Source organism: Enterococcus sp. ZJ1622 (assembly GCF_011038845.1).
GTDB lineage: Bacteria > Bacillota > Bacilli > Lactobacillales > Enterococcaceae > Enterococcus_B.
In genome coordinates this window covers 66,882-90,203 of sequence record NZ_JAAKDW010000009.1, presented here as the reverse complement: position 1 = coordinate 90,203, position 23,322 = coordinate 66,882, and the positions used below count along the sequence as shown (strand labels likewise).

Sequence of the window (23,322 nt, the reverse complement as noted above, 5' to 3'; positions counted from 1 at the left end):
TTATCTCGCAAAGCAGACAAAAAAGCCACCCGGTTTCACACGCGGGTGGAAGGTTCATTTATCTAGCTTTGCAGCTGCTTTTTCTGGAACTTTAGAAGCAGAAACTTCTTCCCAGCTGATTACGCCTTTACGCGGATTGATCTTCAATTTCAGGTAGGCATTCATTTTTAAAGGTCGAGACCTTTCTTCGTGCAGTGAGATTCGTTTCTCATTGCCATCTGCATCGTAAGCAGCTTGTTCGTAATTATAGGCATATACAGTTTCGCCATTGTCGATGACTTTCGATGTTTTTTCGCCGTTTGTCGTGATCTTGGTGTAATAATCATCGCCACCATAGAAATAATTATATGCGGAAAAACTACCAATCAAAAATATTCCAACGACTACAAGTAAGCCAATGACTTTTTTCATTTCTCTCACCTCTGTCCTCATTATTCAATAAATACGTGGATTCGTCTATCAAAAATCCTTAAACTAAAAAGAAAATTAGTTTCTTCATGAATCTAGGCTGAGAATTTTTCATATTTTTCAAGCGTGGGATGTCTGTGTAAAAAGCTGGATGGAAAGAGAAGGCTTCTTAGTTGACTTTGACTAACTTTGACGTATAATAAGCTTAGTTCGATACTTACAAAAAGTAAGGCGGACATAATCTTTTTTATTTCTTGAAAAAAGGACTATAATAAAGAAGTGAGAGCTGAAAGCATTCAGTGATCTATATTATTTAGGAGGTTTGTAAATTATGGCAAAAGAACATTACGATAGAAGTAAACCACACGTTAATATTGGTACCATTGGTCACGTCGATCATGGGAAAACCACTTTAACTGCTGCAATCACTACGGTATTAGGTAAAAAAGGCCTAGCAAATCCTCAAGACTATGCTAGTATTGATGCGGCTCCAGAAGAACGTGAACGTGGGATTACGATCAACACAGCGCACGTAGAATATGAAACAGACAAACGCCACTATGCGCATATCGACGCTCCAGGACACGCGGACTATGTGAAAAACATGATCACTGGTGCTGCCCAAATGGATGGTGCGATCTTAGTAGTATCCGCAACAGATGGTCCTATGCCGCAAACACGTGAACATATCTTGCTTTCACGACAAGTTGGCGTAAAATATCTGATTGTTTTCTTGAATAAAATCGATTTGGTCGATGATGAAGAATTGATCGATCTAGTAGAAATGGAAGTTCGGGAGTTATTGAATGAATATGATTTCCCAGGCGACGACATTCCTGTTATCAAAGGTTCTGCATTGAAAGCTTTACAAGGTGATCCAGATGCAGAAGCAGCCATCATGGAATTGATGGACACTGTAGATGAATACATCCCAACACCAGAACGCGACACAGACAAACCATTACTGTTACCAGTGGAAGATGTCTTCTCAATCACTGGACGTGGTACAGTTGCTTCTGGACGTATCGATCGCGGAGCAGTCCGTGTCGGTGACGAAGTAGAGATCGTAGGGATCAAACCTGAAACACAAAAAGCGGTAGTTACCGGTGTAGAAATGTTCCGTAAAACATTGGATTACGGGGAAGCTGGGGATAACGTCGGGGTATTATTACGTGGTATCCAACGTGATGACATCGAACGCGGGCAAGTAATTGCAAAACCAGGTTCAATTACTCCTCATACAAAATTCAATGCAGAAGTATATGTATTGACGAAAGAAGAAGGTGGACGTCATACACCATTCTTCAACAACTATCGTCCACAATTCTACTTCCGTACAACAGACGTAACTGGAACGATCACGTTGCCTGAAGGTACAGAAATGGTTATGCCTGGCGATAACGTAACGATCGATGTTGAACTGATCCACCCAATCGCTGTAGAAAACGGAACAACATTCTCTATCCGTGAAGGCGGACGTACAGTTGGTTCTGGTATCGTTACAGAAATCAAAGAATAATCGAACACGAGATCATCCAGTTGATTCTACGACTGGAAAAGTCGGACAACGAAGTAAAAATAGAGGCTGTGACAAGATTTTTGTCACAGCCTCTATTTTTTGTCTCTCATGTGTTTTTTTTAGGATCGTGCAGCTTGATTGGTACAGAAACATCTTTTTAGAATCTGTCTCTTCGCATCCAGCGTTTCAACCCGAAGAATCGTTTACGTGTTTTTTCTACCGGCGCATTATCGATGATCAGCAAAGCAATCATCACATAAGCGATCCAGCTGTCTCGTGAATAAAGCGTATAGCGCGAGACCCAATTTGTGGCATATTTGTCTTTATATTCCCGCAAACCGTGGAAAGAGTAGAACCGGGAACCAAACTCATAAACTAAATAGGCGATACGTTCTTGCAAGAAGCTTTTTCTTGAGGTCCCAACGTTTGAAAGAGGAGCCATCCCTAGATTGAACCACTGGATATTTTCCTCTTTCATGTATGTGAACAAATGGATGAACAAGAAATCCATACAGCCAGAAGGAGCAGTTTCAGGGTCATATCTCATCAAGTCGATCGTTCCTACGCGATTTTCGGTATAGGTAGGCATGATGTTCGCAAACGCGACACTTTCACCTTCACTGTTTTTTACTAAAGCGATCGGTCCACGCTGCAGATAGTCCTCTGAGAAGAATCCTAAAGAAAATCCCTTTTCTTTCCGAGTACCGAGCCATTTATCGGATATTTTCCGTAAGGCAGCCAGTTGATCTGCTGAAAAGGGCGGTTGGATGACTTCAAAAGTAAATCCTTCTCTTTCGATTCGGTTCAGGACTGCTCGTGTTCCTTTCATTTTTTTCCCAGAGGTAGTGAAGTCCGGCAAGTCGACATAAGCTTCTTCACCCATTTTAATGAAATCGTAGCCGAATTCATGGAGAATCATGACGGTCTCTTCGCTTGTCTCATAAAAAACAGGTAAGTAACACAGCTTATCCGTTTCTTCAATAAATGCTTCGATTGCTTCGGGAAAATCTTCTTTTTTACCAGAAGGATCACCCATGACCAAACACTTGTTATTGTAGCAAGCAAATTGAAACAGAACGGTTTCTTCCCCGTCTTTTTGATAGACGAACATCCGCTTGTCTTTTAAGAAAATCAACTGACTGTCTGAGTTCCCGCCGTAAGTATTCAAGATACGCAAAGCTCTTTCTTCATCAAGTGGCTCGCCGATCTCTTTCTTTTCGCCTTGTAGGAAATGAACGAATAAGATGATCATGAAGCTCACCGCAACGATCGCCAACAGACCGGAAAACCAGATCTTTTCAGATGGGAACAGGAAAAAAGAAATAAAATGATGGCGATGATGAGGGAAAGTCGGTAGATTGTACACCCCGATAATGATATACAGCAAAGATAACGTTCCGATAATCAGACCATCGACTGTCAGCCATTCCCAAGAATAGATCAGCTGTTCACGAAACAACTCGTTTTTCGAACCGATGATAATCAGCAGGAGAAGCGACAGGAAAAGAATCCCAGTAATACTGAAATCAATCACTAGGATATACGTCAGCGCAAGCAAGATCAGAACGATCGTCGGGAAATAAGCGCGTTTGACTCGAGCTGCGATCCCTCTTCCCATGATAATCAGCAGAAACCCTAACAATATGCTAGGAAACTGGATGATGAAGTGCGATTTCAGTGGATTAAGAGTATGGAGCCAGCGAAACTCGGTGAAAGCTTGCGGGATCGTCGCTGAAAGTACCAGCATGATGCCAGAAAAATAAAGCATCACGACAACGATCTTGTGTGCGATTTCTGTTGCAAGCTGCCTTGGAATCCCGGAGTAACGTTGATCGAAAGCAGAACTGACGTTTTTGAAAAAGAAGATGATCCCGATCAGAAATGGGATGATATAGTAAAATATCCGGTAGAGCAAGATCCATACAACGACGATTTCTCTAGGGACGCCGATCGCTGATAGTCCGATGATCATCATCACATCAAAACTTCCGATCTCACCAGGGATCATTGAAACAATCCCGATCACAGATGCAGCAATGAACAAAGGGATCGTCTGCCATAAATCGATAGGGATATCCATCAAATAACCGACGGATAGAAAACTGAACAATACACCTGACCATTCCAGTAACGAGACAAGCAAGAGCTGCCCTTGTGTTTTCAAAGATAATCCGCCGACATAGCCCTCTTTTTTCAACGTAGTGATGATAAAAACTGCAGGAAAATACAGACCGCCACCGATCAGCCAGATCCAATACTGTTTCAGAAATGGTGCAACTGGTGTGAACAGTACAAGGAAAAAGGAAAGCAAGCTGTAGATGGAAAGTCCTGCCATCAAGAACAAGAAGACTTTCGATAATGCTTGAACTACCTGTTTGCCTTCTTTTTTATGCCCATACAGTTCTGAACGAAGCCCGATACTGACGAATCCGCCGAATCCGGCGATATTATTGATCGTGTTGATCAGCCAGCTTGTCTCAAACAGATAGAGAGGTTTTTGCTTTTGGCCTAGGAGCCGGTTGAGAATGATGTCATAGCCGATCATCGGCAAGACAGAGAGCAAGCCGATCAGTAGCATCAGTGCGGTTTTCCAGATAGGGATCGTCGCAAAAGTATCTGCCAGCTGTGCAACAGACAGCGTTTTTCCGATCGACATCAGTTCACCAACGATGATCACGACCACAGAGATCAAGAAGATCGTTTTAAAAAGTCCCAAGTGGTTCTTGAACCACTGGAGGGTTTGTTTTAACAAGAAAATCACCTACTATTCATTTTATTCAGATAAAAATTGCAGTACTTCATGATTGAAACGTTCAGGATCTTTTCTAGCCAGTTGATGTCCTTGCTCTTTTACGAGAACAAAGGAAGCTTTGGGGATCGTCTTGGCCAAATAAAGAGAATGCTTCAATTTGATCACATCTTTTTTTCCGACGATGATCAGTGTCGGCGAATCGATTTTTTTCAGATCTTCTGTAGAAAGTCCCACATCACGTAGTAACAATCGGATCACTAAAAGATTCTTTCTAAGCCTTGGCAGGAACATTGACAGAAGCCAAACTAGACTGTAATGGAGCAAGCTAGCCAATCGGGCAGAAAAATGAACGCCCTTTACAAGCGTATTTCCAGAATTCAAAATAAGCCGATGGACTTTTTCCGGGTAATCGCTGGCAAATACCAAAGCTAGGTTCGCACCATCGCTAAAGCCGAGAAAATCCGCCTGGTCAATCTTTTCTAAGAGCATGATGGTATATAGATCTTCTGCCATCAAACGAAAATTCAGGGTATTTGCCTGGTTGGTAGAACGGCCATGTCCTCGGCTGTCGACGAGATACACCGTGTAATGCTGTTCAAATACAGGAACCTGTTCAGAAAAAAAACGACCACTGCCGTCATTTCCATGGAGCAGAAAAAGAGGAAAGCCGTTCCCGCTCTTTTCATAATAGATGTCAGTACCGTCTGACATTTTTGCATATTTCTTTTCTTTTTTCACATAATCACCTACTGTTTAAAGTATAACGATTTTACTTATGATTGGGCAATTGTTTTCACTAAAATTAAACGATCATTTTCGTAAGGTAGAAAATAAATCGGAAAAATTCATTTTTTCTTAAGTAATCTGCAGAACATAAAGAAGAAATAGCCAAGAAGAAAAAGAAATAGTAAGATAAAAAAAGATGTCAAAATAACTAGGTGATTTATGATGAAGAAAAAAAGAAAATCAATTTTCCGCATCCTTTTTTATACGGTGTTTGTTACGGCGGGAGCTGTCCTCCTTTTTTTAGGCGGACGGACTTATCAATCGGTGAAACGAGTAGAAGAATATCAACCAGAAATAACAAAAGCTGCGAAGAAATATCAAATGGAGACCCATGAGAATCTAATCAAAGCAATCATTTTAACAGAGTCGAAGGGAAAAGGAACAGATTTGATGCAAAGCTCTGAAAGTGCTCATGGAGTAGTCAATGCCATCGATAACCAGACAGACAGCATCGATCAAGGTGTCAGTTATTTGGCAGAAATGATTTCAGAAGCTAAGCGGCAGGGATGCGATCTGTGGACCGCTGTGCAGGCTTATAATTTCGGGAAAGACTATATTGCATATATCAGAGAACACGGTGGTAAGAATACGGTAGAATTAGCCGAATCTTACTCTAAAAATGTTCTCAGCCCGCTTTTGGGCAATAGCGAACAAAAGCAGTATCGTTATTGGCGAGTACAGTCTCTGCTTTACAACGGAGGATATCTCTACCATAATGGAGGTAACATGTTTTACCCAGATATCGTGAAGATGAACGAAAAAATCATCGATACGTATGAAAAATATCTAGGATGAACGAAAAAATCAAGAACAAAACGAATAGAAAGAAGGAGTGCACGCAATAGTGGAAAAAAGGCAGGAAATGGGAAAACGCACGGCTACCAGAGATTGGGGACTGCGATTTGTAAAAGGAATGTTTATCGGTTCAGGATTTATCTTACCCGGAGTCAGCGGCGGCGCTTTAGCTGCTGTTTTCGGGATGTATGAACGGCTTATTTCGTTTTTGGCACACATCACAAGAAATTTCAGAGAGAATGTCTTGTTTTTTCTTCCAGTGGGACTGGGCGGAATAACCGGGATCTTTTTACTTTCTTTTTTGGTCAGCTTTTTATTAGGCGCCTATGAAACGACGATTCTCTGGTTCTTTGTCGGCTGTATTGCCGGGACTGTCCCGGCATTATGGAAAGAGGCCGGGAAAAAAGGACGCAGCTCTTCGGATGTCCTCATCATGATCGTTACCTTTGTCGTCGCGTATCTTTTCCTGCTTTATGGGGCACAGCTATTTGACGGACAGGTAGAACAGAATTTTGTCACTTGGCTGATCGCGGGCGCTTTGATCGGTTTAGGGATGATCGTTCCCGGATTGAGTCCATCGAATTTCCTTGTCTACATGGGATTATATAAAGCGATGGCTGATGGGTTCAAGGAAATGAGACTGGAAGTCATTTTTCCGATCGGGATCGGCGGCGTGTTATGTGTACTTGGTCTATCAAAAATCATGGATTTTATTTTTTCAAAAGCTTACAGCAAATTGTTCCATTTTATTTTAGGCGTCGTTTTTGCTTCTACTATCATGATCATCCCGACAGATTACGCCGGTTTGGGTATCGCAGGACTAGTGGCTTGTCCGATCCTTTTTGCTGCAGGTGCAGCGTTAGGCTGGTGGATGAGTCGTTTAGAAGAGCAATATAAGTAATTGCATTCAAAAATAAGCACACAGCACTTGATAAACGGAAAATGTGGGAGGAGTCCCAGCCGTTATCAAGTGTTTTTTATTCTTTAAGTTTTATAAAAAACAAGTTGTTTTTAACAGTGGAACACGCTAGACTTAAACACGTGATTATTATTGAAAGTTGGCGAAAAATGGAAAATAGAGAAATGAATGGTCTAACACAGCAAGAAGTAGCAAAAAAACAGGCTTCTGGCCAGCAAAACGACTATCAGGAAGATGCTTCGAAAAGCACCCGGCAGATTTTCAGCGATAACATACTGACGTTGTTCAATTTTCTGAATTTCGGTATAGGTTTATGTCTGTTATTTGTAGGTGCCTATTCCAATATGGCGTATTTAGCGATCATCTTGGTCAATATCGTGATCGGGATCTACCAGGAAATCCACGCAAGGAACCTTGTTCGAAAATTATCGATCGTGTCTCAATCTGAAGTGACGGTGATAAGAGAGGGCAAGGAACAGCTGATTTCTACGAAAGAGTTGGTTTTGGGCGATCTGGTGAAGATCGGTGCTGGTGAACAGATCCCGGCCGATTTGCAGGTTCTTTCAGGGCGGGCTGAAGCAAATGAAGCGCTGCTCACAGGAGAATCAGATCTGATCATCAAAGAAGAAGGCGCTGAATTGCTTTCGGGAAGCTTTTTGACAAGCGGATCTGTGTCTGCTCAAGTGATCCGTGTCGGAGCGGAGAATTATGCAGTACGTTTGACGAGCGAGGCAAAAACACACAAAGCGATTCATTCCGAGCTGATCGATTCGATAAGGAAAGTATCGAAATTTACAAGTTTTGTCATCATCCCACTAGGAATCATTTTATTCCTCGAAGCTTTATTTATCCGTGATGCTTCGATCAAGCTTTCTGTCATCGCCTCAGCGGCTGCTCTTTTGGGCATGTTGCCAAAAGGGTTGGTACTCTTGATCAGTATCGCATTGACGACTGGTGTGACAAAATTAGCGAAAAAAAGAATTCTTGTGCAAGACATGTATTCGATCGAAACACTTGCGCATGTCGATACGCTTTGTTTAGACAAGACAGGGACGATTACAGAAGGAAAAATGAGCATCCAGCGTGTTGAACCGCTCCACTCGCTATATGAAAAGGCGATTCCTGAAATCATGGGAACTTATCTAGCGGAAAGCAGTGACAACAACATCACGATGCGGGCGATGCGCGACTACTTTTCTTTATCAAATCGCTATGAAGTCACCAAAAAAATCGCTTTTTCTTCGGATCGGAAATGGGGGGCTATGGAATTCCCTGAGATCGGGGTCGTCTATGTCGGAGCTCCAGAACGACTCGTAAGTGAAGATCAGTTGCCTGAGAGCCTGAACGAGGCACAGGCAAACGGCTATCGAGTGCTGATGCTAGGGATTGCGCCAAATCAACATTTGTCAGAAGAAAAGCCAGAATTTGTCGAACCAGTGGCGTTGTTTGAGATCGATGATCCGATCCGGAAGAATGCGCAAGAAACATTAGCTTATCTTCATGAAGAAGGCGTGGATCTGAAAGTGATCTCCGGAGACAATCCGTTCACTGTTTCGAACATAGCCAGAAGAGCCGGTCTGCCTAATTATGATGCTTATATTGATCTGTCTAGTTTGACGGAAGAAAGAGACGTTCGAGCTGCGGTACATGAATACTCTGTGTTTGGTCGTGTCAGTCCGCAGCAGAAAAAAATCCTTGTCAATGAATTGAAAGAAAATGGCCATACAGTCGCAATGACTGGTGATGGTGTGAACGATGTCTTGGCATTGAGAGAAGCTGACTGCAGTATCGCGATGGCTGAAGGAGACGGAGCCACCCGGCAGATCGCGAATCTAGTCTTGCTGGATTCTGATTTTACAACATTGCCTGAAGTATTGTTCGAAGGGCGACGAGTGGTAAACAATGTAACGAAAGTATCTGGTATTTTCTTTATCAAGACGATCTATTCTTTTATTCTGTCAATCTTATGTGCAGTGACAGCGATCGGCTTCCCGTTTATTCCGATCCAGATCACACTGATCGATTTGGCGATCGAAGGGTATCCTTCTTTCTTTTTATCTTTTGAACAAGACAAACGGAAGGTCAATTATCGCTACTTGCCGACCGCTTTGATCAATGCACTGCCGAATGCTTTACTCGTTGTGTTGAATATCATCGCGGTGTACTTTATGGGAAGAAACCATTCCTGGACACCCGGGGAAACGACGACCTTGATGTATTACTTACTGATCGGTATCAGCTGCATGGCTGTGATCAAAGCATGCTATCCTTTCAACCCATTGCGTATTTTCTTGGCAGTGACGACCGTTGTGGGGATTTATGTTGCGGCAATGCTATTCCACGGGATATTAGAAGTAAATCTCGGCTTAGGGGATCAGTGGGGATATTTTGCTGGTTTCATGATTTTGAACATCGTTCTCCGTCTAGTCTACTGGAAAACGGATATCCAGACTTATCTGCTGAATAAGATGGCTAGCTGACCGCTTTCTTCAGCCGAACAGGCTATCATTTTGTTGGCATAAACACAACAGAGTGTTATACTTGAAAAAGTCTAGAAATGTGATACAATCAAACATGTATAATTGTGTCTTTTAAAATCGCACTGATTTCAGTTAGTGCGATTTTTTACCGGTTATTCTCCTGAATTATCTTTTATCAGAAAAAAGATATCAACTAAACAGGGGGTGAAAGAATGGCTCAGCGGATTCCGCAAGAAGTGATTGAAAACATTCGAAGTCAAACGAATATCGTTGAAGTCATTGGGCAATATGTCCAATTGAAGAAATCCGGAAAGAACTATTTGGGGCTGTGCCCCTTCCACGAAGAACGAACACCGTCATTTTCAGTCGCAGAGGATAAGCAGATCTTTCATTGCTTCGGTTGCGGCAAGGGTGGGAATGTCTTTACATTTCTTCAAGAATTGGAAGGACTCAGCTTTCCAGAAGCAGTTGTCAAAGTAGCAGATTTTGAACAAATTCCATTAGAAGAACACTGGCGTCAGCAATCTTCTACAGAGCAAAATAGTGATTCTGCCAGCGGAAAACTGATCGCTGCTCATGAAAAAGCAGCGGAAGTCTATCATCACATGCTGCTGAATACGAAAGCTGGAGAACCAGCATTGGAATATTTGCAAAAACGCGGTCTGACCTTGGAACTGATCGAAGAATTCAATATCGGCTTCGCGCCGAATGAACGGTCATTTTTGGGTCAAGTGTTTAAAAATGAATCGTTTTCAGATGAGGTTTTGGCACGAACTGGTCTTTTCATCACGCACGATGATGGACGGATGTCAGATCGTTTTTATCAACGGATCATGTTTCCTATCAATAATCCGCAAGGGCGTACGATCGGTTTTTCTGGTCGCTGGCTTGCACCGGAGAAAGGGCAGGAAAAAGATCAGCCAAAATATTTGAATAGTCCGGAAACAGAGCTGTTCAACAAACGGCAGGTGCTGTTCAACTTAGATAAAGCTCGGAGCAATATCCGTAAAAGCGGAGAAGTTCTTTTGTTCGAAGGGTTTATGGATGTCATTGCAGCTTGGCAGGCAGGGATCACGAACGGACTTGCTTCCATGGGAACAAGTTTGACTGCTCAGCAGATCCAACATATCGAACGGCTGACGAAACAGCTCGTTTTTTGTTATGATGGAGATAGCGCAGGATTTGAAGCTACCAATCGAGGGATTGAACTGCTGCGGCAAAACAGCCGCTTGCAACTGTCCGTCGTGGTGATCCCAGAAAAACTCGATCCGGATGAGTATTTGCGAAAATACGGCGAAGAACCCTTCCAGGAATTGATCCTTCATGGAAGAGAAACAGTCTTTACTTTCAAGTCTCGTTATTTGAAGCAATCGAAAAATATGGAGAATGAAAAAGACAGGATCGAATATCTCGAAGAAGTGATGGCTGAACTCAGCCGAGTCATCTCGCCAATCGAGCAAGACATGTATCTTTCGCAATTATCGACAGAGTTTCAGTTGAGTCGGGAAACTATGCAAAGACAGCTGCGTGATCTTCGACGGGAGAATCAGGTACAGCGACAGGAACCACCTGTGGCAGATACGAGTGCCTCGAGCCCAAGACGTGGCGCTGTGCAAAAAAAACGACCACTGACACAAGTTGAAAAGGCGGAACAAATGCTGCTTTATCGCGTATTCAGAGAAATTTCTGTCCGAAATCTTCTGAAAGAACGAGAATTTCAATTTATTCACGATACATATGCAGAAGTTTATTTTCTATTTGATGCATACGTATCACAACACAATGAATTCAACCTTGCGGAGTTTTTAGACTTTCTGCAAGATGAAAATTTAAGGCGCTTAGTGGTGGAGATCGCCTACTTGCGTGTAGCAGAAGAAAGCACACCAAGAGAAATCCAGGATTTGCTGAATGTGATCAGTAAATCTGGCTTAGCTGATGAAATAACAGCCAAAAAACAATTGCAGCAAGAAGCCAGACGAACAGGAAACAAGCAGCTTGAACTGGAACTGACGATTGAGATCATTAATTTAACGAAACAGTTAAAACAAGCCAAATAGCTACTCAAGGGGGGCCTTCTTTTATGGCAAATGTAACAGATAAGAAAAAATATGAATCAGCAGTAGCAGCATTCATCAAAGAAAACAAACCTAAACGACAAGTGGTCTATGATGACCTGTCTAATCAGCTTGCTACACCATTCACTTTGAATGCAGATGAAATGGATAAACTGATCCAAAAGATCGAAGACGCAGGAATCAGTGTCGTTGATGAAAATGGTGATCCTTCCGTCCATAGTTTGAAAAGTGCAGAAAAGAAAGCCGAACAAGCTAAAGCAGATGACCTATCTGCGCCAACTGGTGTAAAGATTAATGATCCAGTTCGCATGTATCTGAAAGAAATAGGCCGTGTCTCCCTTTTGACTGCGGAAGAAGAAGTAGCCTTGGCATTGAAAATCGAAGAAGGCGATCAGGAAGCGAAACAGCGATTGGCTGAAGCGAATCTGCGTCTAGTCGTAAGTATCGCGAAACGATATGTCGGCCGTGGCATGCAATTCCTTGATTTGATCCAAGAAGGAAATATGGGTTTGATGAAAGCTGTTGAAAAATTTGATTACCGCAAAGGATTCAAGTTCTCGACCTACGCGACTTGGTGGATCCGACAAGCGATCACTCGAGCAATCGCTGACCAAGCTCGTACGATCCGTATTCCTGTGCATATGGTCGAAACGATCAACAAATTGATCCGAATCCAACGTCAATTGCTTCAAGACCTAGGAAGAGAACCAACGCCTGAAGAAATCGGTGCGGAAATGGACCTTCCAACAGAAAAAGTACGTGAAATCTTGAAAATCGCTCAAGAACCTGTCTCACTTGAAACGCCAATCGGTGAAGAAGATGATTCACATCTAGGTGATTTTATCGAAGACCAAGAAGCAACAAGCCCAGCAGAGCATGCTGCTTATGAACTGTTGAAAGAACAACTGGAAGATGTCTTGGATACATTGACTGACCGAGAAGAAAATGTTCTTCGTTTACGTTTTGGTTTGGATGATGGACGCACAAGAACTTTAGAAGAAGTCGGGAAAGTATTCGGCGTGACACGGGAACGTATCCGTCAGATCGAAGCAAAAGCATTGAGAAAACTACGCCACCCATCCCGTTCGAAACAATTAAAAGATTTCTTAGAATAAACGTTATTATGGTTAAACTGGTACACAGCTTAGAAGCTTGTGTGCCAGTTTTTTTTTGTTATATCTAATTTTCCTGCACTTTATTTTTATATAAATCCTGAAAATAGACTATTGGCGTGACGTTCAGAATATGGTAGATTTAGTGGTAGCGTAAACCTAGTAAAAGGAGCCGATCGCTAAGTGATAAAAAAATGTCCAGAGTGTGGATCAACGAAGATCAAGGGCAAGATGAGCTGTCCGAACTGCGGCTATCAAGTCAATGGAGATGATCAGCACACAACTAAAAAAGAAAACGCAAAAGCAAAGTCACCATCAGAGCTGACGGATGACCAGTTTTTTCCAGATACTGAACTGAACGATCCAATCGAATGGTCCGAATTGAAAGATCTGCCGCTTGAATCTGTGATGGAATTATTCGAAAAAAACGATGCGGAAGAAGCAGTGTCAGATAAAGCAGACGAAGCAGATGAAGAGACAGGAAAAGATATCTCTGGAGAATCGGAGGATCCTGTGGCAGATGCTGTGCCGGCAAATGAAGATACAGTGGTAGAATCAATCGAATCGAAACAAAAAAAACGTGTAGCTGAACTGAAAGAAATCGTTGATAAAGAAGAAGAAAATTCGATCCTTTCTGCGTACATCAAAGCACATAGAGAAGACACGAAAGAAGAACATGCACAAGAGTTGCTACGCATGATCAATGAAAAAATCGCTTTAGAAAAATCAGGAAAAAGCAAACATGAAGAAGACACTCATTGTGAAAAAACGGATGAACCAGCTGATGAGTCGTCCGAAGCTAGTTCAGAACCAATGATAGAACAAACGCAAGCTGAAGAAAAAACGGTGGACGAAGAAGCAGAGACTGAACCAGTGAGCGAAGACCCAATCAGTGACGAAAGTCAGCCATCGATAAAAATGGCAACTGTCACGAATGAGACAACAGAAGATAAAGAGCAACCGCAAGACGACTCTTCAGTTTCTCTAGCAGTTCCTCCAGAAACAACAGCTAAGATCTCAAAGGAACCAGCAGAAAAACCGAAAATAGCAGTAGAGCCCCAGCTGGAGACCTCATCAGAAGATCCGACACCGTCAGATGATGAGCCAACCACTGAATCAGTAAAAGAACCTGCAATCAGTGAAGGACAGAAACAGCAGTCACTGAAAAAGTCAAGGAAGATTCCTTATCTTGTACTAGCGGCTGTGCTATTACTAGGAACAGGTGGCTGGGCTTATTACGATCATCAGCAGAAAGTCGAAGCACAAATCGCTGCAGAGGCAAAAAGACAGCAGGAAAAAGTAGTAGCATTGCAAGAAGCACTTGCTGATTTTTATACAGATGATACGCAGCAGTTCATCCGCTCGTCTATGATGAATCAGGATCTGTCGAAATTACAGACGGACCTAAAAGAAGTCAAGGATGAAAAAGACTATCCTGCATTGGAAAAAACATATCAGGATATCCGCTCTAAAATAGCCGATATCCATCGTGTCAATGAATTGTTCGTTTCACCAGTCATTACGGATGACCATCTGTCGGAAACACCGAAACTGAAGGCAGATAATGAAATCAGCGAAATAAAGACAACTGATACAGCTTTTGGAAAACTTATCAAACAAGCACAAGATGAAGCAAAACAGCAATATGAACAGCTGCAGACAGCAAAAGAGAAGACAGCTGTCGTTTATAAAGACGACAAAGTAGTAGAAACGGCTACTCGTGACCAATACAAAGCTGCAAAAGAAGCCGTTGATAAAGTAGCGAATCAGGAATTAGTCGCTTCACTGAAAGAACAGCTGAAACAAACTGATCAAGCACTTACTGAAAAAGAAAAGAAAGAAGAACAAAGAAAAGCAGAAGAAGCTGAGAAGGCCAAACAGGCAGAGCAAGCACAGCAAGAAGCAGCTCGAAAAGCCCAAGAAGCAGCTGCCGCACAAGCTGCTGCCCAAGCCGCAGCCCAAGCTCAAGCCTCAAGTAATACGAATAAAAACACAGCGAATCAGCCAATCATGTCCCAAAGAGCTAGTGATGTGGCAGATACTGCCAACACTGCATGGAATTGGGCACCTGGCGTGCAAGAAAGTGTGATCGCTACTTGTATCCAGCGCGGATATATCGTAGCAGGCGGTTATAAACTAGAAAAAGCACGGATCGAAAACGGAGAAGGCTATTACAATCTATATGCGACTTCTACGAAATCCGCTTTGATGAATGGAATCGGAGAGAGTGCACTGCCGTTTTATATCGTGACGATCAACTGCAAGACAGGTTGGTTCGGCGGAAACGGCAGCAGATAATCAGCTGAATCGATAATCAGTCGATCAAAGGGTCGAACAACAGACTTAGGTGTACCTATTAATAGGTGTGCCTAAGTTTTTTGTTGAGCGTTATGGAAGCCAAACTATTCATCAGCTGCGCAATATGGTATGATAGCAAAGAAAAGTACGAAGAAAATAGAAGACCTTTCATAATAGAGGGAGAAAAATATGAACGAGTTATTAGCAACAATCTTCACCGGTATGGTTATCGATGAAAACGAAAAAAATTATTTTGTACAAAAAAATGGGCAAACTTTCAGATTGAGCAAGACAGAAGGCGAACATCAAATCGGCGAAGCGGTAGAAGGCTTTGGTTATCAAAACCAAAAGCATGAAAACCGCTTGACCACTCAAATCCCTAAAAGTCGTGTCGGCCATTACGCATTTGGTACGGTGACTGCTACGAGAAAAGATTTAGGTGCATTCGTCGATATCGGCCTTCCAGATAAAGACTTTGTCGTGTCTTTGGATGAGCTGCCAACTATGACTGAACTTTGGCCCAAAAAAGGCGATCAATTGATGATCTCTTTGCGAGTTGATGCAAAGGACCGCATTTGGGGAAGCTTAGCAGATGAGAAGATTTTTAAATCGCTGAGCAAATACGGTACAGAAGAGCTGAAGAATAAAAATGTTTCCGGAATTGCGTACCGACTGAAACTGACTGGGACTTATGTATTGACAGATGATTTTTATCTAGGATTCATCCATCCTTCTGAACGATATAGAGAACCTCGTTTAGGTGAACGCATTGAAGGACGAATCATTGGCGCACGTCCAGATGGTGTCTTGAATCTGTCATTGAAACCAAGAGCATATGAAGCAATAACGGATGATGCTCAGATGATTCTGACTATTTTAGAACGTTCCGCCGACCAACAGATCAACTTTACAGACAAGTCAGATCCAGAAGAGATCATGAAAGCATTCGGTATCAGCAAAGGAGCATTCAAACGCGCGTTAGGGAATCTGCTGAAGCAAGGTCTGATCAAGCAGGAAGATGGAGTGACTAAATTAGTGAAAAAATCTAATTGAGAATAGCTTGCATGTTTTTCTTAACTAGCTTATAATTATTTTAATTTGAGACGTTATTATTATAGTTTTAATTGTAATTATTATAAATTGTTGGGGTTGAGAAAATGGTTATGAATGCTATGTCAGCGATGAAGAAAACGAAACAGCAGCTGCACGAATCTGGGTTTAAACTGACCCCGCAAAGAGAAGCGACCTTGTTAGTACTTTTAGAAAATGAGAAAGAGCATCTTTCTGCTGAAGAAATCTTTTTTTTGGTAAAGAAGAAAAGTCCGGAGATCGGATTAGCAACGGTTTATCGTACACTCGAAATCCTGACTGAGTTGAAGATCATCGATAAAGTCAGTTTTAACGATGGACTTGCTCGTTACGACTTAAGAAAAGAAGGCGCCAAACATTTTCATCACCACTTATTATGTTTGAACTGCGGAACGATCGAAGAAGTGGAAGAAGATTTATTGGTAGAAGTAGAACAAGTCGTCGAAGAACGTTATCATTTTCTGGTGAAAGATCACCGGCTGACTTTCCATGGGATTTGTCAGGAATGCGCAGAAAAAGAAAAAAGGAACAAAACCGTCTGATAGTATAGACGGCTTTTTCTTTGCAGAGATGACGGAATAGACTATCGCAAATAAAGCGTTTCTGATATGATAGAGAAGCACGAGGTGGATTAGTATGAAAGAAGAAATCAGTGAGTATCTCCACTATTTGAATATTGAACGAGGCTTGTCCGTAAACACCAGAAAAAGCTATGAGCGCGACTTGGCGCAGTACCTTCAGTTTTTGGAAGAACAAAAAATCGACTCTTGGCAAAAGGTCGATCGGTTCGTCGTCATCCAGTATCTAGAAAAAATGCATGATGAAAACAAAGCAACGGCGACTGTGACGAGGATGATCTCCAGCCTTCGGAGATTCCATCAGTTTTTACGGCAAGAGCGCTTTACGGATCACGATCCGATGCAATACATCGATACTCCGAAAAAGGCACAGAAACTCCCTAGTACGCTGACGTTATCTGAAGTCGAAAAACTGATCGAGACCCCCGATACTTCTAAAAATCTGGGGATCAGAGATCGAGCGATCCTAGAAGTGATGTATGCGACTGGGATGCGTGTCAGTGAGCTGATCGGGTTGAAACTGGGAGATCTTCATCTTTCACTGGGACTAGTACAGACGATCGGTAAAGGGGACAAAGAGCGGATCATTCCTCTGGGAGATTATGCGATTCAATGGCTGGAACGTTATTTAGATGAGGCACGTCCGTTATTGGTGAAGAATCCTTCTGAAACGCACGTGTTCGTAAACAATCATGGCACAGGACTGTCACGTCAGGGAATCTGGAAAAATCTGAAACAGCTTGTCAGAGAAGCAGGCATCCGCAAAGAAGTGACACCTCATACATTGCGGCACAGTTTTGCTACGCATCTGCTGGAAAATGGTGCAGACCTGCGAACGGTACAAGAGCTGCTAGGACATGCCGATATATCGACGACTCAAATCTACACACATATCACGAAGAAAAGAATGACGGATGTTTATAAGCAGCATTTTCCAAGGGCTTAGTCATAGGAAGGTGAGAATATGTTAACACATTACCGAAAAGAAAACCGAAAAATCGCCATGGGGCTGTTAAGCTTCCATAAGAAACTAACAGGCAAATCTTCTTTATTAAAGGAGATCGATACGTATGAAGCAGAAGAAGGCTATGAACTTTTTTTCTTTACACCAGAAGGATCAACCAATATCCAGGGAGTGATCGGTGTCTATTGGTTAGCAGATGATCAACTGGTGATCCATGACATCTCCTTGAACCCATCTTATCGTGGAGAGAATATGGGCTTTCAGATGCTAGATGAGTTGAAGGAAAAATATCCGGAAGTCTCGATTCGTGCCACAGAAATCACAGAACCTTACTTATCGAAATGGATCGCTAAGAAAAACAAGAAAGAGTGAACAAGTTGACAGAGATCAATATCAAGCTGGACGTATTTGAAGGACCGTTAGACCTGCTTCTTCACCTGATCCAGCAAATGGAAATCGATATCTATGATATACCGATTGCAACGATCACAGAGCAGTATATGCAGTATATCCATACGATGAAGACGCTGGAACTAGCAGTTGCCGGAGAGTATTTGGTGATGGCCGCTACACTGATGGCTATCAAAAGCAAAACGCTGCTTCCAGCACAAGAACTAGCTGCCGAGGACGATGAGCTGTGGGAAGAAGACCCCCGAGAAGAATTAGTCACTCAGCTGTTGGAGTATCGAAAATTCAAATATGCGGCAGAAAAACTGACAGAAAAAGCAGAAGAACGCAGCCTGTATTATACAAAAGAGCCTATGGTCGTTGACGGACTCGTTGGGCAAGACAGACCGTTAAAACGTGGACAAGTGAAAAAAGTCGATCTTTTCCGAGCCATGCAGAAGATTTTGGAACGGAAGAAGTTTTCTCAAAAAGTCGAAAAAACGATTACACCTGATGATACCACCATTGAAGAACGGATGGTGTTCATCGAAGAACGGATCCGAAACAGTGTACAGGGCTGTTCCTTTGATTCGTTTTTCGAATCGCCATCCAAGAATGAAGTGGTGACGACTTTTATGGCTTTGCTGGAACTGATGAAAAAAGGCCAGGTCGTAGCGCAGCAGGAAGAAAATTATGATTCAATTATGCTTTATCCAGTAGTAGGAGATATGAAACATGACGAAATTAAGTGAACTTGAAGCCATCCTCTTTGTTGTCGGTGAAGAAGGGATCGGCAGTGATGAACTCAGCTATTTGCTGAAGATAGAAAAAGCAGAAGTCGCTGTCTTGATAGCAGAATTAGAAGCAGCGTATGAAACAAATGATAAAACAGCACTCCATATTTTAGAAACAGAAGACCATTATGTGCTGTCTACGAAAAAAGAACTTGCGCCGCTGCTGAAACGATACGCACAAGGGACATCGAATACATTATCTCAGGCAGCTGTCGAAACATTAGCGATCATTGCCTACAAACAGCCGATCACTAGGGCGGAGATCGAACAGATCCGTGGTGTCCAGGTATCGGGTTCGGTGCAGCGATTAGCAGCGCACCGCCTGATCGAAGAAAAAGGCAGAGTCGACGGGCCAGGCCGGCCTATTTTGTATGGGACGACTGGGTATTTTCTAGACTATTTCGGATTGAAATCATTGAAAGAACTGCCAGATACACAAGAAATGGAAAGTTCACTCGAAGAAGACGCCTCTTTGGATCTCTTCTTTGACGGAACATATGAAGGAGAACAATCGTAATGGAAAGATTGCAAAAAGTGATCGCTCACGCTGGGATCACCTCGCGTCGAAAAGCAGAAGAATATATTCTTGCAGGACGTGTCAAAGTAAATGGAAAAGTGGTAAAAGAATTAGGTGTCAAAGTCGGCAAACATGATACTGTCGAAGTCGACGAAGTGCCGATCTATCAAGAAGAATATGGGTACTATCTGCTTTATAAACCAAAAGGCGTCATATCCGCTGTAGCAGACGACAAAGGGAGAAAGGTAGTCACAGATCTTCTTCCGATGGTGAAAGAACGGATCTATCCAGTGGGACGCTTGGATTATGATACATCAGGCATTCTATTACTAACGAACGATGGCGACTTTGCTCAGCGACTGACCCATCCGAAACATGAAGTCGATAAAGTCTATGTCGCAAAAGTAAAAGGGATCGCGACCAAATCGATGTTGGCACCTTTGACGAAAGGAATCAAAATCGAAGGGCACTGGACTTCTCCTGCAAAATTCCAGATCCTGTCAGTTGATCCTAAAACGAATCACAGTATCGTCGAATTGACGATCCACGAAGGAAGAAACCATCAAGTGAAAAATATGCTGCAAGCTGTAGGTCTTCCTGTGCAGAAACTGAAACGGGAAAAATACGGTGATCTGACGCTTCAGGGCTTACGTCCGGGGGATTATCGCGAATTGAACAAAAAAGAGATCAGTAGCTTGCTGAATCATTCAAAATGATTGCTTACTTTTTATAAGTATAAATCGTTGCTTTTTTTATAAAGCTATGTATAATGAAAGAGTAAACAAAAAAATATATGGTTCGTCTTCAGGGGCAGGGTGAAATTCCCGACCGGTGGTTATAGTCCACGACCTATTTCTTTTTGAGATAGCTGAATCGGTGAAATTCCGATACCGACAGTAAAGTCTGGATAAAGAAGATAGAGCTTATTTGACGCACGCTTGATCAAATGACTCTAACTCTGTTTTCCCTGGGAAAATAGAGTTTTTTATTTTGTAGAGAAACGTCAGATAGTTCGCTGAAGAGGAGTCCTAACAGGAGGATTTCAAATGAAGAACACCCGTGTACAAAAAATGGTTGCGGTAGCGATGTTTGCTGCAATCGGATTGGTTTTGCAATTTCTTGCTTTTCCAATCATGCCAGCTTTTGGTTTTTTAAAGATCGACTTTAGTGATATCCCAGTACTGATCAGTATGTTTTTATTCGGGCCAGCAGCTGGTGTATTGACCGCTTTATTACGATCTATCTTGCATTTGCTCACTACTGGTTTTTCACCAGACAATCTAGTGGGGGATGTGGCTAGCTTTCTAGCTACCTCGATGTTTACTTTGCCGATCTTTTATTTCTTCAGACAGAAAAATCGACATGAAGGAAGAAACAAATTCTTAGGTGTGATCACAGGAACACTTGCATTGACTCTTTTCATGAGTGTGGCTAATTATTTTGTCATTACACCGTTATACCTCATGTTTTTAGGTCTGAATGCTAATCAGATGCTGGGGATGCCGTTAGTCAATTATGTGCTGATCGGGATCGTTCCATTTAATCTGATCAAAGGATTCATCGTGAGTGCCGCCTTTTTAGTCTTGCATGCTAAGTTGCTTCCATGGCTAAGTAGGAAACAGCATCAACTCGCACAGCGACATACAGTCATAAAATAAAAATCATCCATAATAAGAGATAAGAGAAACAAACCGACATTCAAAATACACCGATCCTCAAAGTTAGTCGAACGAACTTTTGAGGATCGGTTTTTTATGTCAAAAAGACATTGCTGAAGAGGCAGTGCCTCCTCGACTGCTTTTTTGTAAATTCTTTTAGTAACGGAGAAAATTTTTTTGTGCAGATTTTTTTGAAAAAAAATACAGGAACAGAATAGATGTAAACGTTTTATTAGCGCAAATTGAGTATTTTCATTTTTTATGTATAAAAATGAATCGATTGTTTGAAAAAGAGAAAATGCTCTCTTTTATAATGATAAATAGGTCTGAAAGAAAAAGATGGTGGAACGCTACAATCATATTGAAAGAAGTTTTTCATTATTTTTATACGAAAAGGAGGGCAGATTGGTCAAAAAGCGAATTTTTTTGAACAAAGTTTGATAAAACACGTGATATTATTTTTGTTCTGACGCTCTTTTTGATAAAATAACGATAGAGCCAAAAACAGTGGTTCTAAAGAGAAAAGGAAGGAAGAAGAATATGGAACAGACAAAGAAGAAAAAGTTTCAAATGCCTTCAGCGTATACGGTCTTATTCATTATCATCGCGATCATCGCTGTATTAACTTGGTTTATACCGGCTGGGCATTACAGTGTGGATGATGCAGGAAATATCGTAGCAGGCTCATATGAACGAGTACAGCAAAATCCTCAAGGGCTGTGGGATATTTTCATGGCACCAGTCAATGGGATGCTTGGTGTACCAGCAGGTGAATTGACAAAAGAAACACCAGCGGCTATCCCAATCTCTTTCTTTATTTTGATCGTTGGAGGATTTTTAGGAATCATCAACAAGACTGGCGCACTAGATGCGGGGATCGCTTCTGTCGTCAAACGATTCAAGGGAAAAGAAAAAATGCTGATTCCTGTATTGATGATCTTGTTCGCTCTAGGCGGATCGACTTACGGAATGGCTGAAGAAACAATCCCGTTCTATGCTTTGCTGATCCCAGTCATGATGGCGGTAGGATTTGATACTGTTGTCGCAGTTGCAATCGTTTTAGTTGGTTCACAAGTAGGCTGTCTAGCATCTACTGTCAACCCGTTTGCAACAGGGGTAGCATCACAAGCAGTTGGTATCTCAATGGGTGAAGGGATCGGCTTGCGTTTTCTGATGTTTGTCGTATTGCTTGCGATTTCGATCGTCTATGTTTACCGGTATGCTTCAAAAATCGAAAAAGATCCAACGAAATCATTGGTTTATAATCAACGGAATGAAGATATGAAACATTTTGATATCGAAGCAATTGGCCGTCAAGAAATGATCACGAAAAAACAAAAACATGTCAATGTATTGTTCTTCATCACATTCGGTATCATGATCATCAGTTTGATTCCTTGGACAACGTTGAATCCAAACTTCACGATCTTCGAATCATTGACAAAATGGCTGACTGGTCTTCCAGTACTTGGTACAGTACTAGGTAAGAGCATGCTTCCACTAGGAGAATGGTACTTCCCAGAAATCACGATGCTGTTCTTAGTGATGTCAATCGTAGTGGCTATCACTTATGGTATGAAAGAATCTGATTTCGTTTCTGAATTTTTAGCAGGCGCTTCTGACTTGATCGGTGTTGCGATCGTCGTTGCTGTAGCACGTGGTATCCAAGTAGTGATGAACAATGGACTGATCACTGATACGATCCTTCATTGGGGAGAACAAGGCTTGAGTTCATTATCATCAAGCGTATTCATCATCATCACATTTATTTTCTACATCCCTATGTCATTCCTGATCCCATCAACTTCTGGTTTAGCAGCCGCAACAATGGGAATCATGGGACCTATGGGAGAATTTGCCGGTGTAGGTAAAGATTTAGTCATCACTGCTTATCAATCTGCATCTGGTTTAGTAAACTTGATCACTCCAACTTCTGCTATCGTAATGGGTGCTGTAGCTATCGCTCGCTTCGATGTGTCCGTATGGTGGAAATTCACAGGTAAATTGATTGCGATCTTATTCGTAGCGATCTGTGTCATCTTAGGCGTAGCAGCAATGTTTTAGTCCTAGACAAATCAAATAGAAACATCTATCATTGAATAGAAGAGGCTGACTCAGCTACTTTAGAAAAAAACGTCAAAGCGTCTTGTGAGAAACAACTCGGATCAATGAAGTCAGATTTGTACATCCA

Annotated in this window: 19 protein-coding genes and 1 riboswitch; of the genes, 16 read left to right on the top strand and 3 right to left on the bottom strand. The window is 42.1% G+C overall.

What is annotated here, in order from left to right:
- Positions 1-54: 54 nt before the first annotated feature.
- Positions 55-411, bottom strand: coding sequence for a YxeA family protein (locus G7Y42_RS09990; protein ID WP_165005841.1), 357 nt, complete (start codon positions 409-411; stop codon positions 55-57).
- A gap of 328 nt (positions 412-739) precedes the next feature.
- On the opposite strand from G7Y42_RS09990, the gene tuf reads away from it, so the two are divergent.
- Positions 740-1,927, top strand: coding sequence for an elongation factor Tu (tuf, locus tag G7Y42_RS09985; protein WP_165005842.1), 1,188 nt, complete (start codon positions 740-742; stop codon positions 1,925-1,927).
- Between the two features lie 157 nt (positions 1,928-2,084).
- Here the strand turns inward: tuf and mprF are convergent, their stop codons facing one another.
- Both mprF and G7Y42_RS09975 read right to left on the bottom strand, forming a co-directional pair.
- A complete protein-coding gene (gene mprF, locus G7Y42_RS09980; protein WP_165005843.1) occupies positions 2,085-4,679 on the bottom strand; it encodes a bifunctional lysylphosphatidylglycerol flippase/synthetase MprF in 2,595 nt (864 codons plus the stop codon).
- A gap of 21 nt (positions 4,680-4,700) precedes the next feature.
- Positions 4,701-5,417, bottom strand: a complete 717-nt coding sequence (locus tag G7Y42_RS09975) for an alpha/beta hydrolase (protein WP_165005844.1) — start codon at positions 5,415-5,417, stop codon at positions 4,701-4,703.
- Between the two features lie 210 nt (positions 5,418-5,627).
- On the opposite strand from G7Y42_RS09975, the gene G7Y42_RS09970 reads away from it, so the two are divergent.
- The 15 genes from G7Y42_RS09970 (at position 5,628) to G7Y42_RS09900 (ending at position 23,195) form a co-directional block, all read left to right on the top strand.
- On the top strand, positions 5,628-6,260 hold the full coding sequence (locus tag G7Y42_RS09970) for a lysozyme family protein (RefSeq protein ID WP_165005845.1): 633 nt from the start codon (positions 5,628-5,630) through the stop codon (positions 6,258-6,260).
- Positions 6,261-6,309: 49 nt separating this feature from the next.
- Positions 6,310-7,161, top strand: a complete 852-nt coding sequence (locus G7Y42_RS09965; protein ID WP_206215455.1) for a DUF368 domain-containing protein — start codon at positions 6,310-6,312, stop codon at positions 7,159-7,161.
- Between the two features lie 182 nt (positions 7,162-7,343).
- A complete protein-coding gene (locus G7Y42_RS09960; protein WP_206215456.1) occupies positions 7,344-9,659 on the top strand; it encodes a cation-translocating P-type ATPase in 2,316 nt (771 codons plus the stop codon).
- A 212-nt stretch (positions 9,660-9,871) separates the two neighbouring features.
- Entirely contained in the window at positions 9,872-11,716 is a 1,845-nt protein-coding gene (gene dnaG, locus G7Y42_RS09955) for a DNA primase (RefSeq protein ID WP_165005847.1), read from the top strand.
- 23 nt (positions 11,717-11,739) lie between these two features.
- Positions 11,740-12,849: an RNA polymerase sigma factor RpoD gene (rpoD, locus tag G7Y42_RS09950; RefSeq protein ID WP_165005848.1), complete on the top strand. Its 1,110-nt coding sequence runs from the start codon at positions 11,740-11,742 to the stop codon at positions 12,847-12,849.
- A 180-nt stretch (positions 12,850-13,029) separates the two neighbouring features.
- A complete protein-coding gene (locus tag G7Y42_RS09945) occupies positions 13,030-15,144 on the top strand; it encodes a cell division site-positioning protein MapZ family protein (RefSeq protein WP_165005849.1) in 2,115 nt (704 codons plus the stop codon).
- A gap of 189 nt (positions 15,145-15,333) precedes the next feature.
- Positions 15,334-16,197, top strand: a complete 864-nt coding sequence (locus G7Y42_RS09940) for a S1-like domain-containing RNA-binding protein (protein ID WP_165005850.1) — start codon at positions 15,334-15,336, stop codon at positions 16,195-16,197.
- Between the two features lie 104 nt (positions 16,198-16,301).
- A complete protein-coding gene (locus tag G7Y42_RS09935) occupies positions 16,302-16,775 on the top strand; it encodes a Fur family transcriptional regulator (RefSeq protein WP_165005851.1) in 474 nt (157 codons plus the stop codon).
- Positions 16,776-16,869: 94 nt separating this feature from the next.
- Entirely contained in the window at positions 16,870-17,757 is an 888-nt protein-coding gene (gene xerD, locus G7Y42_RS09930) for a site-specific tyrosine recombinase XerD (protein WP_165005852.1), read from the top strand.
- 18 nt (positions 17,758-17,775) lie between these two features.
- Positions 17,776-18,147 (top strand): GNAT family N-acetyltransferase, encoded by a 372-nt coding sequence (locus G7Y42_RS09925; protein WP_165005853.1) that lies wholly within the window; start codon positions 17,776-17,778, stop codon positions 18,145-18,147.
- Positions 18,144-18,914 (top strand): segregation/condensation protein A, encoded by a 771-nt coding sequence (locus tag G7Y42_RS09920; RefSeq protein WP_206215457.1) that lies wholly within the window; start codon positions 18,144-18,146, stop codon positions 18,912-18,914. The genes G7Y42_RS09925 and G7Y42_RS09920 overlap by 4 nt, the downstream gene beginning before the upstream one ends.
- Positions 18,898-19,473: an SMC-Scp complex subunit ScpB gene (gene scpB / locus G7Y42_RS09915; RefSeq protein WP_165005855.1), complete on the top strand. Its 576-nt coding sequence runs from the start codon at positions 18,898-18,900 to the stop codon at positions 19,471-19,473. Before G7Y42_RS09920 ends, scpB begins: the two co-directional genes overlap by 17 nt.
- Positions 19,473-20,189, top strand: coding sequence for a pseudouridine synthase (locus G7Y42_RS09910; protein ID WP_165005856.1), 717 nt, complete (start codon positions 19,473-19,475; stop codon positions 20,187-20,189). Before scpB ends, G7Y42_RS09910 begins: the two co-directional genes overlap by 1 nt.
- 80 nt (positions 20,190-20,269) lie before the next feature.
- Positions 20,270-20,395: riboswitch (FMN riboswitch) on the top strand.
- Positions 20,396-20,519: 124 nt separating this feature from the next.
- Positions 20,520-21,131, top strand: coding sequence for an ECF transporter S component (locus G7Y42_RS09905; protein ID WP_165005857.1), 612 nt, complete (start codon positions 20,520-20,522; stop codon positions 21,129-21,131).
- 540 nt (positions 21,132-21,671) lie between these two features.
- Positions 21,672-23,195 carry a YfcC family protein gene (locus G7Y42_RS09900; protein ID WP_165005858.1) on the top strand — a complete coding sequence of 508 codons (1,524 nt, stop codon included), beginning with the start codon at positions 21,672-21,674 and terminating at the stop codon, positions 23,193-23,195.
- Positions 23,196-23,322 lie beyond the last annotated feature (127 nt).

What these genes read in the sequence shown, in the direction of transcription:
- G7Y42_RS09990 (WP_165005841.1), bottom strand. Translation starts at nt 411, where the DNA reads ATGAAAAAAGTCATTGGCTTACTTGTAGTCGTTGGAATATTTTTGATT.
- tuf (WP_165005842.1), top strand. Translation starts at nt 740, where the DNA reads ATGGCAAAAGAACATTACGATAGAAGTAAACCACACGTTAATATTGGT.
- G7Y42_RS09970 (WP_165005845.1), top strand. Translation starts at nt 5,628, where the DNA reads ATGAAGAAAAAAAGAAAATCAATTTTCCGCATCCTTTTTTATACGGTG.
- G7Y42_RS09960 (WP_206215456.1), top strand. Translation starts at nt 7,344, where the DNA reads ATGAATGGTCTAACACAGCAAGAAGTAGCAAAAAAACAGGCTTCTGGC.
- dnaG (WP_165005847.1), top strand. Translation starts at nt 9,872, where the DNA reads ATGGCTCAGCGGATTCCGCAAGAAGTGATTGAAAACATTCGAAGTCAA.
- rpoD (WP_165005848.1), top strand. Translation starts at nt 11,740, where the DNA reads ATGGCAAATGTAACAGATAAGAAAAAATATGAATCAGCAGTAGCAGCA.
- G7Y42_RS09940 (WP_165005850.1), top strand. Translation starts at nt 15,334, where the DNA reads ATGAACGAGTTATTAGCAACAATCTTCACCGGTATGGTTATCGATGAA.
- G7Y42_RS09935 (WP_165005851.1), top strand. Translation starts at nt 16,302, where the DNA reads ATGGTTATGAATGCTATGTCAGCGATGAAGAAAACGAAACAGCAGCTG.
- xerD (WP_165005852.1), top strand. Translation starts at nt 16,870, where the DNA reads ATGAAAGAAGAAATCAGTGAGTATCTCCACTATTTGAATATTGAACGA.
- G7Y42_RS09925 (WP_165005853.1), top strand. Translation starts at nt 17,776, where the DNA reads ATGTTAACACATTACCGAAAAGAAAACCGAAAAATCGCCATGGGGCTG.
- scpB (WP_165005855.1), top strand. Translation starts at nt 18,898, where the DNA reads ATGACGAAATTAAGTGAACTTGAAGCCATCCTCTTTGTTGTCGGTGAA.
- G7Y42_RS09910 (WP_165005856.1), top strand. Translation starts at nt 19,473, where the DNA reads ATGGAAAGATTGCAAAAAGTGATCGCTCACGCTGGGATCACCTCGCGT.
- G7Y42_RS09905 (WP_165005857.1), top strand. Translation starts at nt 20,520, where the DNA reads ATGAAGAACACCCGTGTACAAAAAATGGTTGCGGTAGCGATGTTTGCT.
- G7Y42_RS09900 (WP_165005858.1), top strand. Translation starts at nt 21,672, where the DNA reads ATGGAACAGACAAAGAAGAAAAAGTTTCAAATGCCTTCAGCGTATACG.